General features: G+C 66.0%; 9 protein-coding genes and 3 rRNA genes. 8 read left to right on the plus strand and 4 right to left on the minus strand.

The features are described from left to right. The first annotated feature begins 74 nt into the window (after positions 1-74). The 3 genes from ACQEU1_RS41505 to ACQEU1_RS41515 are packed head-to-tail and all read left to right on the plus strand — an operon-like array spanning position 75 to position 3246. Positions 75-1349 (plus strand): hypothetical protein, encoded by a 1275-nt coding sequence (locus tag ACQEU1_RS41505; RefSeq protein ID WP_433215100.1) that lies wholly within the window; start codon positions 75-77, stop codon positions 1347-1349. Continuing rightward, positions 1346-2428, plus strand: a complete 1083-nt coding sequence (locus ACQEU1_RS41510; protein ID WP_433215103.1) for a cytochrome P450 — start codon at positions 1346-1348, stop codon at positions 2426-2428. The genes ACQEU1_RS41505 and ACQEU1_RS41510 overlap by 4 nt, the downstream gene beginning before the upstream one ends. Continuing rightward, a complete protein-coding gene (locus ACQEU1_RS41515) occupies positions 2416-3246 on the plus strand; it encodes a UbiA prenyltransferase family protein (protein WP_433215106.1) in 831 nt (276 codons plus the stop codon). The genes ACQEU1_RS41510 and ACQEU1_RS41515 overlap by 13 nt, the downstream gene beginning before the upstream one ends. Here the strand turns inward: ACQEU1_RS41515 and ACQEU1_RS41520 are convergent. The 4 genes from ACQEU1_RS41520 to ACQEU1_RS41535 form a co-directional block, all read right to left on the minus strand. Then, positions 3243-4043, minus strand: coding sequence for an SAM-dependent methyltransferase (locus ACQEU1_RS41520; protein ID WP_433215109.1), 801 nt, complete (start codon positions 4041-4043; stop codon positions 3243-3245). The genes ACQEU1_RS41515 and ACQEU1_RS41520 overlap by 4 nt on opposite strands. A gap of 72 nt (positions 4044-4115) precedes the next feature. Beyond that, the gene (locus tag ACQEU1_RS41525; RefSeq protein ID WP_433215112.1) at positions 4116-5180 is read right to left on the minus strand and encodes a carboxylate-amine ligase; all 1065 of its coding nucleotides are present in this window, start codon (positions 5178-5180) and stop codon (positions 4116-4118) included. A 154-nt stretch (positions 5181-5334) separates the two neighbouring features. After that, the gene (locus tag ACQEU1_RS41530; protein WP_433215115.1) at positions 5335-7032 is read right to left on the minus strand and encodes an EAL domain-containing protein; all 1698 of its coding nucleotides are present in this window, start codon (positions 7030-7032) and stop codon (positions 5335-5337) included. A gap of 102 nt (positions 7033-7134) precedes the next feature. After that, on the minus strand, positions 7135-9003 hold the full coding sequence (locus tag ACQEU1_RS41535; protein WP_433215118.1) for a lycopene cyclase family protein: 1869 nt from the start codon (positions 9001-9003) through the stop codon (positions 7135-7137). Between the two features lie 10 nt (positions 9004-9013). Between ACQEU1_RS41535 and ACQEU1_RS41540 the strand changes: the two genes are divergently transcribed. The 5 genes from ACQEU1_RS41540 (at position 9014) to ACQEU1_RS41560 (ending at position 17033) form a co-directional block, all read left to right on the plus strand. Beyond that, complete coding sequence (locus tag ACQEU1_RS41540; RefSeq protein WP_433215121.1) at positions 9014-9472, plus strand: nitroreductase family deazaflavin-dependent oxidoreductase; 459 nt, start codon at positions 9014-9016, stop codon at positions 9470-9472. A 350-nt stretch (positions 9473-9822) separates the two neighbouring features. Then, positions 9823-11339: ribosomal RNA gene (locus ACQEU1_RS41545) — 16S ribosomal RNA — on the plus strand. A 344-nt stretch (positions 11340-11683) separates the two neighbouring features. Further along, a 23S ribosomal RNA gene (locus ACQEU1_RS41550) occupies positions 11684-14773 on the plus strand. A gap of 111 nt (positions 14774-14884) precedes the next feature. Continuing rightward, a 5S ribosomal RNA gene (gene rrf / locus ACQEU1_RS41555) occupies positions 14885-15001 on the plus strand. The 16S, 23S and 5S rRNA genes sit together here, the layout of an rRNA operon. A 490-nt stretch (positions 15002-15491) precedes the next feature. Then, positions 15492-17033 carry a deoxyguanosinetriphosphate triphosphohydrolase family protein gene (locus tag ACQEU1_RS41560; RefSeq protein WP_433215124.1) on the plus strand — a complete coding sequence of 514 codons (1542 nt, stop codon included), beginning with the start codon at positions 15492-15494 and terminating at the stop codon, positions 17031-17033. Positions 17034-17053: the final 20 nt, after the last annotated feature.

Below are 17053 nucleotides of genomic sequence, written 5' to 3' on the forward strand. Positions count from 1 at the left end.
CTGCTCTGAACGGCCTAACCGGTGCTACTCTCTGTATGCCTAGGGTTACGCAGTTGCTGTCTCCGGGGGCCGCGATGAGGCTGTTAGCGCAACTGACCGACGATCCCTGGAGCGGTATTTCACCGTCCGTGTACGAGACGGGCAGGCTCGTCGCGCTGGCACCGTGGCTCGCCGGGCACGCCGCGCGCGTCCGGTACCTCTTGGAGACCCAGCACGCGGACGGCACGTGGGGCGGTCCCGGCGAGTACGCGCTGGTCCCGACGTTGAGCGCGGTCGACGCCCTCGGCAGGCACCCGGCGGCGCACCGGGGTCTCGCGGCATTGCGCCGGCTGCTCAGCCGTCCGGTGAAGCTGCCGGACACGGTCGCGGTCGAGCTCATCGTGCCCGCGCTGGCCGAACGGCTCGGGTTGCGCACCCCGCTCGACCCCCGGCCGTTGCACGCGCTGCGCCACCGGCCGTTGCCGCACAAGCTCTGGCACACCCTGGAGATCTTCGGCCCCCGTCCCGAGGTCGTGCCGGTCGGCGGAGTCGTGGCCGCGAGTCCCGCCGCGACCGCCGTCTGGCTGCAGGAGCCACGTCCGGGTGACAGCCTGCGGTACTTGGAGGCGGTCCAAGGAGCGCACGGCGGACCTGTGCCCGCAGGGGTGCCGGTGCCGTTGTTCGAACGGTCCTGGATCGTCGTCGCGCTGAGGTCCGCGGGTCTGGACGTGCCCGACGCCGTGACGGGCCTGATCCGGTCCGCGTTCTCGGCCCGGGGCGCGGCCGGGGGACCGGGACTGCCCGCCGACGCCGACGACACCGCCACCGCGTTGCACGCCCTCGCGCTGTGCGACAGCCCCGGCCCGGTCGGCACCCTCGGCCAGTACCGCGAGGCCCGGCACTTCGCCTGCTTCCCCGGCGAACGCACGCCGTCGACCAGCACGAACGCCCACGCGTTGCAGGCGCTCGGCCACGATCGCGCGCTGGCGGAGTGGTTGCGGGACATGCAGGAACCGGACGGTCACTGGCTCGACAAGTGGCACGCCTCGCCCTACTACGCCACCGCGTGCGCGACGAACGCCTTGGGCGGCAACGAGAAGGCCGTCGACTGGGTGCTCGCGACCCAACGCGCAGACGGCTCGTGGGGCCGCTGGGAGGGCACGTACGAGGAAACCGCCTACGCCATCAGGGTTCTGGCGCACTCGCCTCGGGACGTTTCGGCCGCGATGGCGCGGGGCGCGAAGTTCATGCACGGCTGGGATCGCCCGCACCCGCCGTTGTGGCACGACAAAGACCTTTACACCCCAACGAGAATCGTGCAGGCCGAGGGCATGGCCGCGCTGCACCTCGCCTGCGCGGTGTGCCGGTGAACCGCACCGAGCTGCGGTTCGCCTGGCGGCTGATCCCGTTCCTCGACTCGGTGCAGGGCTTCGAGGACGGCCTGGTCCGGCTGCGCGACCGGCGCTGGCTGGTCTGGCACCCGGACGTCATGACGGCGTTGTTCCGCAACGACCGCGTGCTGCGGCACCCGCCGAGCCGCACGCTGAGTCCGTTGCTGGGCAACCGGTCCGTGCTCTGGCTCGACGGCCCCGAGCACACCGCGTACCGGCGGGCGCTCGTGCCGGTGCTGCGCGGGGAGCGGTACCGGGCGGTGATCGAGGAGATGGCCGGCAGGGCGATCGCCGAACTGCCGGCCGGGCCGACGAGCCTGCCGGCGTGGACCAGGAGGCTGACCCTGCGGATCATCGGCCGCGTCGTGTTCGGCGTTGACGACGACGAGCTGCTCACGGCGTTCAGCCGCTGGCTGGACCGGCGCCTGGGCAGCCGTGTCCGCACGCTCGCGCACCGCTGGCTGACGCCGGGGGCGACCCGCAGCGACCCGCGCCTGGACGCGATGTTGTTGGAGCGCGCCCAATCTGCTGAGTTCCCGGCGCTCGCGGCCTGCCTGCCGCGCGAGGATCTGCGCGACCAGGTGGTGTCGTTGTTGTTCGCCGGGCACGAGACGACGGCGAGCGCCACGGCGTGGACGTTGTACTGGATGCACGAGGCGGGCCTCACCGACCGGCCGGACCTGGTCGACGCCGCGATCACGGAGTCGCTCAGGCTGTCCCCGCCCGCGACTCTCGCCGGCAACCGGATGAGCGTCGACGGCATGGTGCTCACGCCGAGCATCTACCTCGCGCACCGCCGTGCCGCGACGTACGAGCGCCCGCACGTCTTCGACCCGTTCCGCGCGCCACCTCCCGCCGGCGCGTTCTTCCCGTTCGGCGGGGGAGTGCGCCACTGCCTGGGCCGCGACCTGGCGTTGCTGGAGATCCGGCTGATCGTCACGGCGTTGTTGCGGCACAAGCACGTCGCACTCGTCTCCCCGTCCCGCACACCCCAGCTGCGGGGCGCCGCGATGGCGCCGCCGCCGAGCCTCGCGATGGTGGCCACGTGCCGGCGTTGATCCACCTCCACCGCCTGGAGCACCCCTTCGGCGCGCACTACGCGTGCGCCGCCGCCTGGGGTGCCTGCTACGCGACGAGGTTCGACCTCGCGGTGGTGATCGCGGTGCTCGCCAACTTCGTCGCGATCATCTCCGGCAACCCGCTGAACGCCTACGCCGACCTGCGCAACGACGTCCACACCGACGAGAAGCGGCACCTGGCCCAGGCCGTGCGGGAGATCGGCGCGCCCAAGGTCCTCGCGCTGGCGATCTTCGAGATGATCTTCGCGCTCGCGCTGGCGGTCGCCGTCTCGTGGCAGGTCGCGGCCGGGGTGGCGCTGATCCTGGTGCTGTACCTGGCCTACAACCTCGAGCCGGTGCGGCTGAAACGCCGCGGGTACGCCGGTCCGGTGGCGCTCGCGACCGCCGCCGGGCTGCTGCCGGCCGTCACGGCCTACTCGGCGGCCGGGGGACAGGCGGAACCCGCGGTGTGGCTGGTGTTCTCCGGTGCCGCGTGCCTCGCGACCGGCCGCGCGCTGTGGTGGGCCGTGCCGGATCGGGCGGGGGACGCCCGCGCCGGGTCGCGCACCCCGGTCGTCCTGTACGGGACCCGGCACGCGCTGAACGCGACCACGCAGCTGACCTTCGGCGGGCTGCTGCTGGTCGGCGGCGGGCTGTGGTTCCGGTTCGGGGTGTTCTGGGCGGCCGTCGGGGTCGTGGCGTGCTCGTTGTTCCTGCTGGCGCGCGATCTGCCGTCGGCACGGCAGCAGCTGCGGTACGGCATGTCGCTCGCCGTCACGTCGACGATCGTGCTCGCCGCGATCCCGTTGCTCGCCTAGAGCTTGCGCGCGAGACCGCCGCAGCCGTGGAAGTTCTCCGGGTTGCGGTCCTGCGCCTCGCCGGGATCCGGCTCCCACAACGGGATCGGCACCACGCCGGGTTGCAGGACCTCCATGCCGTCGAAGAACTGCACGACCTGCTCCGGGTACCGGAACGTGAACTCGGGCAGCGGCTGGTCCCCGTACATGGCGCCGAAGAGCCCCACGGCGGCGAGCATGAACGGGTCGCGGCACGTGTGCGAGAGCCCGAGGTAGCTGCCGGGTGCGAGCGCGTCCACGTACTGCGCCAGCACTTTGTGCGGCCCGGCGTCGTCGGACACGAAGTGGAGCACGTCCAAGACGAGCACGGCGACCGGTTCACCGAGGTCCAGGGTGTCCTGAACCTCCTGCGAGCACAGCACTTCCTCCGGTGCGCGCAGGTCGGCGCAGAGGTAGGCGACGCGCGGGTCGTCCCGCACGAGCGCCCTGCCCTCTGCCGCCACCGCGGGGTCGATCTCCACGTACACCACGCGCGCGTCGGGGGCGGCGAGGTGCACGTTGCCCGCGGTGGGCAGGCCGGAACCGAGGTCGAGGAACTGCCGCACGCCGAGCGCGGTCAGCCGCCGGACCACCCGGCCGAGGTACGACCTGTGCGTGCGGCACAGGTACGGCAGGTGCGGCGCCGCGGACACCAGGGCGTCCGCGAGCCGGTGGTCGGCCTCGGTGTTGCAGGTGCCGCCGAGCCAGTAGTCCCTGACCCGCGCGGTGTTGGGGAGCTCCGGGCCGTTCACTCCGGGTGCCCAGATGGGGGTGGCCACGGTGACTGAGTACTGGATCGGACCTTGGAGGCGCACCAAGCAGACCCGACATCTACCTGATCGAGTGACGGCTCAGACGGGCGAGGTCTGCGCCACCAGGAAGCCCACGACGTCGTCCAGCCTGCCCCGGCGCGCGAACGCCCGCCGTTGCCGCACCGCGCCCGTGCCGTCGAGCAGCAACCGGTCGATCCCCGTCGACACCAGTTCGTAGTCGCCCGCGAACTCCAGCGCCGGCCGGATCCACCGCAGCAACGACGCGGCGATCGACGACGCGGGCGTCGGCGACCCCGTCACCGGGTCGATGCCGAAGCCCTCCAGGCCGTCCCGCGCCGCCCGCCACATCGCGACCTTCAACAGGTGCGGCGGCAGCTTCGGCGGCGGTGCCCCGGAACTCAGCGCCGTGGCGGCGATCCCGCGCACCAGCGCGGCCATCAGCACGGCCTCCTCGACCGTCGGCGCGACGTCGGAGACCCGCAGCTCCAGCGTGGGGTGCCGGGCAGAGAGCCGCACGTCCCAGTAGAGCATCCCGGCGTCGATCGCCGCGCCGCTCGCGACGATCTCCTCCCGTGCCGCGTAGTACTCGGCCGCGGACTCGAAGTGCGGCGGCGCACCCGAAGTGGGCCAACGGTTCCAGACCACGTACCGCCAGCTCGCGTAACCGGTGTCGCCGTCGAGCCAGTACGGCGAGTTCGCCCCCAGTGCGAGCAACGTCGGCAGCCACGGCCGCAGGTGGTTGCTCACGAAGATCTTCGACTCGTCGTCCGGCAGCCCCACGTGCACGTGACAGCCGCAGATCGCGAGGTCGTTGGTGAGCGCTCCCATCTCCTGCGCCATCTTGTGGTAGCGCGGGGAGTTCGTGAGCGGCGTCGGCATCGTGAGGCCCAGCACCGGGGTCCCGGTCGCGGCGAGCCGCGCGTCGTGCCGCCCGGCCCGTTCGATGAGGGCTTTCCGCGCCGTGGCCAGCTGTTCGCGCAACACGGTCATCTCCGTGCAGACGCCACTGGCCGATTCCACCTGGTATTGCGCGATTTCCTGCTGCAGATCCACCTCGTACCGGTCCGCCCCGGCGAGAACTTCCTTGGCGCGGTTGGCCAAATGCCCCGTGGCCTCTTCGACCAGAACGAATTCTTCTTCCACGCCAACGGTGAGGAGGCCGTCCGTGCTTCTGCGCTGCGCGGGTACCGATTGAGTTCTGCCGCCGACCTGCACGCCGAACCTCCTGTGCATTGAGTAGCACGCTCGATGCTATGAGTGATCAGCGCGCAGCACAGGAGGCGTTCGGTTGTACTTCTCAGCTCACCGCGCGTTGCGGGACACCACGCAGCACGTCACGTCGTTCGCTGCCCGGCCGGCCCATGACCCAGCTGGACCCACCGAGCGACTTCGCGTGCTCCTTCACTGGCGCCAGCAATCGCGAAACCTCGCGATACGAGCCCACTGATCCCGGGGCACAGATAAGGGTCGCAAGAGAGAGGGTGACGTGTCGTCCCTCTGCCGTGTACGGCTTGTCGAGCAGACGTGCACTCAGCGGCACCGTTTCGTCCAGGCCCGCCAGGAGGAGGAAGTCGTCGCCACCGACGTGACCCACCTGCACGCCGGGGAACGTGTGCGCGAGATCCGCCAGGTCGTGCCCGATCTCGCGGATCAGGTCGTCGCCCGCCGCGAACCCGACCGTGTCGTTCACCAGCTTGAAGTTGTCGACGTCCAGCCACGAGATCGCGAAGATCTCGCCGACCTCGATCCGCCGGTCGACCTCCTTCGCGATGGCGTCGCTGCCGGGCAGCCGTGTGAGCGGGCTCAGCGCCGCCGCCTGCTCCACCTTCAGTTCGGCCACACCGCGCACGACGTCCGCCACGCGCACAACACCCATGCACCGCTCGTTGTGGTCCACGACGATGAGGTCGTCCGTGGTGCGCTCACGGTTCGCACCGGCCACCACGTCCAGAAGGTCGAGCGCCGACGACTCAGTGCCGATGATGTGCGGCCTGTCAGCAAGCCGTGCGGCCTCACGCTTGGCATGCAACGCATGTCCGTACGGACCAGTCACGGCCAGAAGGAAGCGGTTGCGGTCCACGGACCACTTCGGCCGCCCCTCGTCGTCGAGGAGCACCACACCCGTGATCGAAGGCTGCGTGGCGAACACCTCACGCACCTCGTCGCTCGTCGCGTGCTCGGGCAGCACCGTCGCGGGATGCAGGAACGCCGTGATCCGCGGCCCCGTGTTGGCCCGCCGGATCTCACCGGTCTCCGTCACCGCCTCAGGCGCGATGCGGGCGTTCACCGCCGGCCTGCGCTGCGGCGGCGCCAGGAACTTCCCCTGCGCGAACCCCACCCCGAGCTTGCGCAGGTAGGTGAGCTCGGCCTCGGTCTCCACCCCCTCCGCCACCACCTGGCCGCCCGTGTACTCGCCCAGGTGCACCAACGACTTCACCAGCGCACCCCGTGCGGCATCGTCGGGCAACGTCCGGACGATCTCCCGGTCGAGCTTGATGTAGTCGGGACTCGCGCTCGTGAGGAGGCCGAGCGGCACATCTCCTTCACCCACGCAGTCGAGCGCGATGCGAAAACCGTTGTTGCGCAACGTCTGCATGCCACGAGCGAGACGCGCGCGGTTCGCCCGCGAGTACGGCTCCCCGATCTCGATGACCACATTGTCGGGCGACCGGCCGGCATCCCTGAGGGCCCCGTAAATGGGGCTCATGACCTCGGGCTTGTCCGCGACCGTGATCGCGAGCAGGTTGACGTGCAACGGCAGCATCAGGTCGAAGTCGGCCGCGGAACGGATGGCACGGCAGGCGAGTCCGACGTCGGCGTTCGCGAGCAACCCGGCCCGGAACGCGGCCTGGAGGAGATCCTGCACGCTGCCGTCGTGCGGCCGGGCCAAGGCCTCGATCGCGACAACGCCCCCGGTGTTGAGGTTGAACAGCGGCTGGAAGGCGAACCTGACGTCATCCAGCAATGCGGGCACGCCCTCGATCGTGCCCCTCATCCAGGCGACCCCCAAGCCGGTTCACCAGCTGTTCACGAGGTTGGCTCTCATCTGCCACCGCGGCGCTGCGCACGGTGATTCACCGTTCACGCAGGGGGTTTGTCAGACGAGTTTCCACCTGAGGCGGCCTGGCGCGGCTCCGAACAAAGCGGACATGGCCCTGACCGTTCCCCTCACGTCTTCCCGCCCGGACAGGTAGGCCCGCTGCAACTCGGGCTCCAGCCGGAAGAACAACTCGAAGAAGTCCTTCGTCTCCTCCCGGTCAAGCCTCAACAGCACCTCCAACCCCTTCCGCCGCATGGCGTGCACCACCCGAGCCCGCACCGGCCAGACAACGGCCCGCGGATCCCGCCCCGCCCTGACCGCCTCAGCCACAAGAGGCGCCAACCGCAGCGCGGTGGCCACGCTGTACCCCGTAGCGGGGTGGATGAAGCCGGCAGCGGCCCCGAACGCCAGCCCACCAACCCGGGGCGAGTCCAACGGAAACCGAACCCGCTCCTCCTCCCCAACCCCGACACCGCTCATCCCAACGACGCGCCAACCACCCACCCCAGCCTGTCCGCCTTCCGCGTCCCGGCCGCCCACCTCTGCCGCGCCTGTCTGGCCAAGTTCCGCACTCCGGCGACCCACCTCTCCCGCACCCGACGCACCCCGGCCTTCCGTCCCTCCATCTGCCCCACCCCGCCCTCGCTCCTCTCCCGCCGGCCCGCCCCCAACAGGCCCTGCGTCTGCCCCACCGCGCCCTCGCTCCTCTTCCGCCGGCCCGCCCCCAGCAGGTCCTACGGCTGCCCCACCCCATTCGCGGCTTTCCCCGGCAGCGCTGCCACCCGCCCCACCCCGGCCGCCAACCACCCCTCCACTCGCCCCACCCCGGCCATCCGCTGCACGCTCCCCCTGCACATCTCGGCCGACCGTGCCTCCACCCGTCTCGCCCTGGCCACCCGCCTCTTCCGAGTCCGCCGCGCCGCGGCCTCGCGTCCCTCCATCCGCTCCGCCCCTCCCTCGTTCCTCTCCCGCCAGCCGGTCCCCAGCAGGTCCCGTCTCACCCCAGGCTCCAGCCTCACCCCAGGCTCCAGCCTCACCCCAGGCTCCAGCCTCACCTCGGCCACGCTGTCCCTCTCCAGCCTTCCCCGCACCCCAGCCGCGCGTGTCGCCACCTGCCCCGTCCCACTCGCGGCCTTCCCCCGCAGTCCTGCCTCCTGCCAGACCCCGGCCCTCCGCTGCTTCCGCGCCCGGCTCGCCTCCGGCGCGTATCCCTTTCGCGCCCGCCTCGCCTCCGGCGCGCATTCCTTCCGCGCTCACCCCACCTCCGGCGCGCATCCCTTCCTCGCCTTCCTCGCTCGCCCCACCTCCGGAGCGCTCCCCGTGCCCGCCGTCCCCATCCCCGCTGCGCATCTCCTCCACGCCCGCACCGCCTGCCCACCCGCGGGCCCAGAGCCTCTGCCGGAGCTCGCCGAGCGGCATCCCCGGCCTCCTCGCCAGGCACGTCTCCTCCACCAGAACCCGGCCATCGCCCACCGGCACCGTGTAGAGGAACGTGTCGCCGTCGCCCCGCCAGTCCATGAGCGTTGCCTCGGTGCTCGTGCTGCTGATGAACGTCCCCACGGCCGTCTGTTCCGCACGGCCGTGGCGCGCACCCGTGGCGTTGAACGTGTAGCGCGCCGCCGCTGGGCGTTGGAGTACGTCTACTGCTTCTGGCAGTTCGTGCAGCTTGGCGTTGTCCAAGACCACGTACGTGCGTTCGATGCGGTGTTCCTCGCGCGCATAGGCCTTCACGGTCGTGCTCGTGGCTTTGACCGGAGTGCCGGACGGGAGCTCGTCGGCCCACGCGCCGTAGGTGGCCGTCCAGGGGCGGTGGGGGTGGCGGTCGACGATTGCCGTGCGCAGGCCTAGCTCTGCTGCGGCGCGTGCGAGCGCGCGTCCTGCGGGACCTCCGCCGATCACCAACACGTCGTACGTCATGAGGTCCATGATTGACCGTGTGGCCAAGACCTACCGTCAGCACCTTGTGCGTCGCATCGGCAACGTCGTCATCAGTCGCGCCGTGTCGCTCGGTATCGCGCCCTCCTACTACGTGCTGCTGACCATTCGTGGCCGTCGCACGGGTGCCGCACGCACGATCCCTATTCGTCTTATGAAGCACGACGGCGCTGAGTGGCTCGTCGCGCCGTACGGCGTTCGCGACTGGGTGCACAACGCACGGGCTGCTGGCGAGGCCGTGCTGCGAAGGGGACGTAGGTCACGTCAAGTCGATTTGCGCGAGGTTTCCGCGGCCGTCGCGGCGCCCGTGCTGGCCGCTTACGTCCGCAAGGAGCCCGTGACTAGGCCTTTCTTCGACGCGAAGGTCGGTGACGCCGTCTCGGCGTTCGAAGCCGAGGCAGCCCGCCATCCGGTCTTCGCGGTGACGAACGCGCAGGTCAGCGGCGGTTCGAGCGCTTGAGGTACCCCCCCGATTTGGAGATCGAAACTGCCCCGTGTAATGTTCTCCAAGTCAGAGCGACACGGGCCGGAAAACAAGCCGGAACGGGCCTGACAAAAAAGCTGGAAGACAAAGAGCCTCTGAGAGGCCGATTTGACACCGGCGAGCAACACCAAATAAGCTTCAGAAACACCAGCCCCGAGTGAAACTCTCCGGAAACGGAGATTGGATCCGGTGAGCGCGTGTTCTTTGAGAACTCAACAGCGTGCCGAAACACAGCCAGTAATATGAATACCCCTCGTCGGGGTATTCCTTTGAGAGTAATACCAGATTGCCAGACATATTCCGTCTGGAGCGATCAGACACAATCCTTATTGGAGAGTTTGATCCTGGCTCAGGACGAACGCTGGCGGCGTGCTTAACACATGCAAGTCGAGCGGTAAGGCCCTTCGGGGTACACGAGCGGCGAACGGGTGAGTAACACGTGGGTAACCTGCCCTGTACTCTGGGATAAGCCTTGGAAACGAGGTCTAATACCGGATACGACCTTCGATCGCATGATTGAAGGTGGAAAGTTCCGGCGGTATGGGATGGACCCGCGGCCTATCAGCTTGTTGGTGGGGTAATGGCCTACCAAGGCGACGACGGGTAGCCGGCCTGAGAGGGTGACCGGCCACACTGGGACTGAGACACGGCCCAGACTCCTACGGGAGGCAGCAGTGGGGAATATTGCACAATGGGCGAAAGCCTGATGCAGCGACGCCGCGTGAGGGATGACGGCCTTCGGGTTGTAAACCTCTTTCAGCAGGGACGAAGCGCAAGTGACGGTACCTGCAGAAGAAGCACCGGCTAACTACGTGCCAGCAGCCGCGGTAATACGTAGGGTGCGAGCGTTGTCCGGAATTATTGGGCGTAAAGAGCTCGTAGGCGGTTTGTCGCGTCGGCCGTGAAAACTTGGGGCTTAACTCCAAGCTTGCGGTCGATACGGGCAGACTTGAGTTCGGCAGGGGAGACTGGAATTCCTGGTGTAGCGGTGAAATGCGCAGATATCAGGAGGAACACCGGTGGCGAAGGCGGGTCTCTGGGCCGATACTGACGCTGAGGAGCGAAAGCGTGGGGAGCGAACAGGATTAGATACCCTGGTAGTCCACGCCGTAAACGGTGGGTGCTAGGTGTGGGGGGCTTCCACGCCCTCTGTGCCGCAGCTAACGCATTAAGCACCCCGCCTGGGGAGTACGGCCGCAAGGCTAAAACTCAAAGGAATTGACGGGGGCCCGCACAAGCGGCGGAGCATGTGGATTAATTCGATGCAACGCGAAGAACCTTACCTGGGCTTGACATGCACTGGAAACCAGTAGAGATATTGGCCCCCTTGTGGCCGGTGTACAGGTGGTGCATGGCTGTCGTCAGCTCGTGTCGTGAGATGTTGGGTTAAGTCCCGCAACGAGCGCAACCCTCGTTCCATGTTGCCAGCACGTAATGGTGGGGACTCATGGGAGACTGCCGGGGTCAACTCGGAGGAAGGTGGGGATGACGTCAAGTCATCATGCCCCTTATGTCCAGGGCTTCACACATGCTACAATGGCCGGTACAAAGGGCTGCTAAACCGCGAGGTGGAGCGAATCCCATAAAGCCGGTCTCAGTTCGGATCGGGGTCTGCAACTCGACCCCGTGAAGTCGGAGTCGCTAGTAATCGCAGATCAGCAACGCTGCGGTGAATACGTTCCCGGGCCTTGTACACACCGCCCGTCACGTCACGAAAGTCGGTAACACCCGAAGCCCGTGGCTCAACCCGCAAGGGGGAGAGCGGTCGAAGGTGGGACTGGCGATTGGGACGAAGTCGTAACAAGGTAGCCGTACCGGAAGGTGCGGCTGGATCACCTCCTTTCTAAGGAGCGTCTACTACCGATCTTGGGCAAACGTTCCGAGCGGTAGTCAGAACCTGCACTCGCTTAAGCGAGGTAGGGCTCATTAGTGGATGCTGGCTGGCTTGACACACAGTTGTCGCTGGAGTGAGTACTGCAGGCTTGCCTGCGTGGAAAGGTCTATAGAGGGCTGAGTGAATAGATCGGTACGCTGTTGGGTCCTGAGAGAACACGCTTTGAGTGTCTTTCAGTGATCGGCCACTTGGCCGCGGACGAACCACCTGATGATGTTCAGGCCGGCGCCCGCAGTAGTGCGAGTGGATCTGATTGTTCTTTGAGAACTGCACAGTGGATGCGAGCATCTTTGTAGCAAGTTAGTAAGGGCATACGGTGGATGTCTTGGCACCAGGAGCCGATGAAGGACGTAGGAGACTGCGAAAAGTCTAGGGGAGCTGTCAACCGAGCTGAGATCCTAGAATTTCCGAATGGGGAAACCCGGCCCCAGTCATGTGGGGTCACCCATACCTGAACACATAGGGTATGTGGAGGGAACGCGGGGAAGTGAAACATCTCAGTACCCGCAGGAAGAGAAAACAACCGTGATTCCGTGAGTAGTGGCGAGCGAAAGCGGATGAGGCTAAACCGCGTCTGTGTGATACCCGGCAGGGGTTGCATTCGCGGGGTCGTGGGACCTCCTCACTCAGTTCTGCCGGACTAGTAAACGAGTCAGAAAACGCATTGTGGTTAGAGGAATACGTCTGGAAAGCGTGAGCGTAGAGAGTGAAACTCTCGTACTCGAAAACCCGATGGCGTCTGTTGAGAGTGTTCCCAAGTAGCAGCGTACTCGTGAAATTCGCTGTGAATCTGGCGGGACCACCCGCTAAGCCTAAATACTCCCTGGTGACCGATAGCGGACTAGTACCGTGAGGGAAAGATGAAAAGTACCCCGGGAGGGGAGTGAAATAGTACCTGAAACCGTGTGCCTACAATCCGTCGGAGCCTTTAGGGGTGACGGCGTGCCTTTTGAAGAATGAGCCTGCGAGTTAGTGCTACGTGGCGAGGTTAACCCGTGTGGGGTAGCCGTAGCGAAAGCGAGTCTGAATAGGGCGTTTGAGTCGCGTGGTCTAGACCCGAAGCGGTGTGATCTAGCCATGGCCAGGGTGAAGCGCGGGTAAGACCGCGTGGAGGCCCGAACCCACCAGGGTTGAAAACCTGGGGGATGAGCTGTGGTTAGGGGTGAAAGGCCAATCAAACACCGTGATAGCTGGTTCTCCCCGAAATGCATTTAGGTGCAGCGTCGCATGTTTCACCGCGGGGGTAGAGCACTGGATGGTCTAGGGGGCCCACAAGCTTACCGAAATCAACCAAACTCCGAATACCGTGGTGTGAGAGTGCGGCAGTGAGACTGCGGGGGATAAGCTTCGTAGTCGAGAGGGAAACAGCCCAGAACGCCAGCTAAGGTCCCTAAGTGTGTGCTAAGTGGGAAAGGATGTGGGGTCGCACAGACAGCCAGGAGGTTGGCTTAGAAGCAGCCACCCTTTAAAGAGTGCGTAATAGCTCACTGGTCAAGTGGTCCTGCGCCGACAATGTAGCGGGGCTTAAGCACACCACCGAAGCTGTGTCATTCAGACCTAGTCTGGATGGGTAGGGGAGCGTCGTGTAGCGGTTGAAGCGGCGGAGTAATCCAGCCGTGGACGCTATGCGAGTGAGAATGCAGGCATGAGTAGCGAAAGACGAGTGAGAAACTCGTCCGCCGGATGACCAAGGGTTCCTGGGCCAGGCTAATCCGCCCAGGGTAAGTCGGGACCTAAGGCGAGGCCGACAGGCGTAGTCGATGGACAACGGGTTGATATTCCCGTACCCGTGTGAACGCGCCCATGATGAACCTTGTGATACTAACCGCCCGAAGCACCTGTCGAAACTCTTCGGAGCTAGATGGAATGTGGAGCGCGGGACCTGAACTTGTAGTAGTCAAGCGATGGGGTGACGCAGGAGGGTAGCTCCGCCAGTGAGTGGTAGTACTGGTGCAAGCGTGTAGGGAGAGGCATAGGCAAATCCGTGCCTCACATATCCTGAGACGTGATGCGTAGCCGATTGAGGCGAAGTAGAGTGATCCCATGCTGCCGAGAAAAGCCTCTAGCGAGCTTTCACGCGGCCCGTACCCCAAACCGACACAGGTGGTCAGGTAGAGAATACCGAGGCGATCGGGCGAACTGTGGTTAAGGAACTCGGCAAAATGCCCCCGTAACTTCGGGAGAAGGGGGGCCGTAGCGCTTGAAGCCTCTTGCGGGCTAGGGCGAGACGGCCGCAGAGACCAGCGAGAAGCGACTGTTTACTAAAAACACAGGTCCATGCGAAGTCGCAAGACGATGTATATGGACTGACGCCTGCCCGGTGCTGGAACGTTAAGGGGACCGGTTAGTCCTTCGGGGCGAAGCTGAGAACTTAAGCGCCAGTAAACGGCGGTGGTAACTATAACCATCCTAAGGTAGCGAAATTCCTTGTCGGGTAAGTTCCGACCTGCACGAATGGCGTAACGACTTCTCGACTGTCTCAACCGCAGGCCCGGCGAAATTGCATTACGAGTAAAGATGCTCGTTACGCGCGGCAGGACGGAAAGACCCCGGGACCTTTACTATAGCTTGGTATTGGTGTTCGATTCGGCTTGTGTAGGATAGGTGGGAGACTGTGAAGCGGCCACGCCAGTGGTTGTGGAGTCATCGTTGAAATACCACTCTGGTCGTATTGGATGTCTAACCTCGGTCCGTGATCCGGATCAGGGACAGTGCCTGGTGGGTAGTTTAACTGGGGCGGTTGCCTCCCAAAGAGTAACGGAGGCGCTCAAAGGTTCCCTCAGCCTGGTTGGCAATCAGGTGTTGAGTGCAAGTGCACAAGGGAGCTTGACTGTGAGACTGACGGGTCGAGCAGGGACGAAAGTCGGAACTAGTGATCCGGCCATGGCTTGTGGAAGCGTGGTCGCTCAACGGATAAAAGGTACCCCGGGGATAACAGGCTGATCTTCCCCAAGAGTCCATATCGACGGGATGGTTTGGCACCTCGATGTCGGCTCGTCGCATCCTGGGGCTGGAGTAGGTCCCAAGGGTTGGGCTGTTCGCCCATTAAAGCGGTACGCGAGCTGGGTTTAGAACGTCGTGAGACAGTTCGGTCCCTATCCGCCGCGCGCGTAGGATACTTGAGGAAGGCTGTCCCTAGTACGAGAGGACCGGGACGGACGGACCGCTGGTGTGCCAGTTGTTCTGCCAAGAGCATTGCTGGTTGGCTACGTTCGGAAGGGATAACCGCTGAAGGCATCTAAGCGGGAAGCTCGTTCCAAGATGAGGTATCCCACTCTTCGTGAGTTAAGGCCCCCAGCTAGACCACTGGGTTGATAGGCCAGAGGTGGAAGACCGGTAACGGTTGGAGCTGACTGGTACTAATAGGCCGAGGACTTGTTACAAAGACGCTACGCATCCACTGTGCGGTTCTGGGAGAACAACCAGAACCGATCGACCCCCCGCAAGGCTGGTTCAGCTTGCTGGTCGGGGTTGCTGGTTGAATTCCATAGTGTTTCGGTGGTTATAGCGTTGGGGAAACACCCGGTCCCATTCCGAACCCGGTAGTTAAGCCCTTCTGCGCCGATGGTACTGCACTGGTTACGGTGTGGGAGAGTAGGTCGCCGCCGAACTTACGTACAGAAAGCCCCTGAGGGTCGAGCGCCACAAGCGTTCCTCTCAGGGGCTTTCTGCTGTCCGCACTCGGGCCGGCACCGTTGTGCACCTGGAAATAAGACGCCACAGACCGGGGACCGGCACGGTTCGGCGGCGAGCCCACCCCACACGGCCTGCCGCGCAGCCAAGCCGGCCCGCCGAGCTACCGCCCTCATACTGCTCGCCAGGCCGCCCCGTCTGGCCGTGGTCCCGCGGTGTCGTCATGCCGCACGGACGAACCCCCACACGCTCCCAACCTGGGCGTTTGCAGGCCAACCGACAGGAGCGGAGGAGGGCCAGTAACTCGATCGGGTGAGAGATGGCCTGATTCGGCCGGTGCTCCCTCTAGTAGTTATTTCGACGAGTCGGGTCCAAGGAGGTGTCCCAAAACCATGGTCATCTTCGCCGCGCAATGAGGAAGTCGCGTGGGGCGCCAGAGCTCGAGGCGTGCCGGGTACCTTCTCTTCCATGCACAACGAGCAACGTGCCGCCCGTCGGTCAGCCGGTGTGGGCAGGACGGCAGACCTCGCCACCAACCCGTTCCGGGTGGACCGGGACCGGGTGGCCAGCAGCCCGTTCTTCGCGAGGCTCGGTGGCGTGACGCAGGTGGTGAGTTCGACGGGTTCCGGGTTGCTCGTGCACAACCGGCTGACCCACAGCCTGAAGGTGGCGCAGGCGGCACGGGCCATCGCCGAGAGGTTGACCGGCCGGCCCGAGCTGACCGCGGTGCTGGAGAAGCTGGGTGGGTGCGACCCGGACGTGGTGGAGGCCGCGGCGCTGGCGCACGACCTGGGGCACCCGCCGTTCGGGCACCTGGGGGAGCAGGTGCTGGATCGGCTGGCTCGCCATCGGTTCGGGTTGCCGGACGGGTTCGAGGGGAACGCGCAGTCGTTCCGGATCGTGACCACGACGGACGTCCGCGGGCCCAAGGCGCTCGGGCTGGACCTGACGGTGGCGGTGCGGGCGGCGATGTTGAAGTACCCGTGGACCCGGCACCAGGCGTTGGGGGTGGAGGTGGCGCCGCGCGGTGCTTCCGAGCCTGAGGACATGCCGGGGACTGGTAGCTCGAAGTTCTCGGCTTACGTGACCGAGATCAACGATCTGCGGCAGGCGCGGGAGCCGTTCGACGGGCGGATCGAGTCGTGGCAGCAGACGGTCGAGGCGAGTGTCATGGACACCGCGGACGACATCGCTTACGCCATCCACGACTTGGAGGACTTCCACCGGGTTGGGGTGTTGCAGCACGCGACTGTGGCTGCGGAGCTGGGGACGTGGCAGGCGCAGGCGTTGGACCTGGCGGCGTTGAGCGATGCCGAGCTCGGCGCCGAGATTCGGATGCCTGGGCGGTCGTTGGAGACGTTGCGGCGGCGGATGCACTTGAAGGACTCGTGGGTCATGAGCGACGAGGCGTTCGCGATGGCCGTGCGGAAGGTCAGCAAGGAGCTCGTGGACGGGCTGCTGGCCGTGCCGTTCGACGGGTCGGTCGAGGCCGAGCAGGCGGTGGCCGGGTTCAGTGCTCGGTGGACGCGGCGGTTGGTGGACGCCGTTGGGGTGATCGAGGAGCCTACGGCGCGGTCTGGGCATGTTGTGCTGGCCGTGCAGCAGTGGCACGAGGTGCAGGTGTTGAAGTTCGTGCATCGGCGGTTTGTGTTGTTGCGGCCCGATTTGGCGTTGCACCAGCGCGGGCAGGCTCGGTTGTTGAGCTCCTTGGTCGATGCGTTGGAGCAGTGGGTGACCGATCGGGCTGAGGCTGACCGGTTGCCGCGGCGGTTGCACGACCTGGTGGAGCTGGCCGAAACGGAGTACGCGGCGCTCGCCCGGACGGAGCCGTCCACATTGGTCGGTGCGATCGGGGAGTTGCCGCTCGGGCCCGATGTTGTCCGGGGGCTCGCGCGGGGGCGGGCGGTGGTGGACTTCGTGGCTTCGCTGACGGACAACCAGGCCGCGGCGTTGCTGGAAGCCCTTTCCGGGCGAACCGGTCAGTTGTGGACTGACGCGTTTGTCCTGTGACGTCCGCGTCCTGTCGCGCC

Origin of the sequence: Lentzea sp. CA-135723, from assembly GCF_050936595.1 — a bacterium.
Classification (GTDB): Bacteria; Actinomycetota; Actinomycetes; order Mycobacteriales; family Pseudonocardiaceae; genus Lentzea.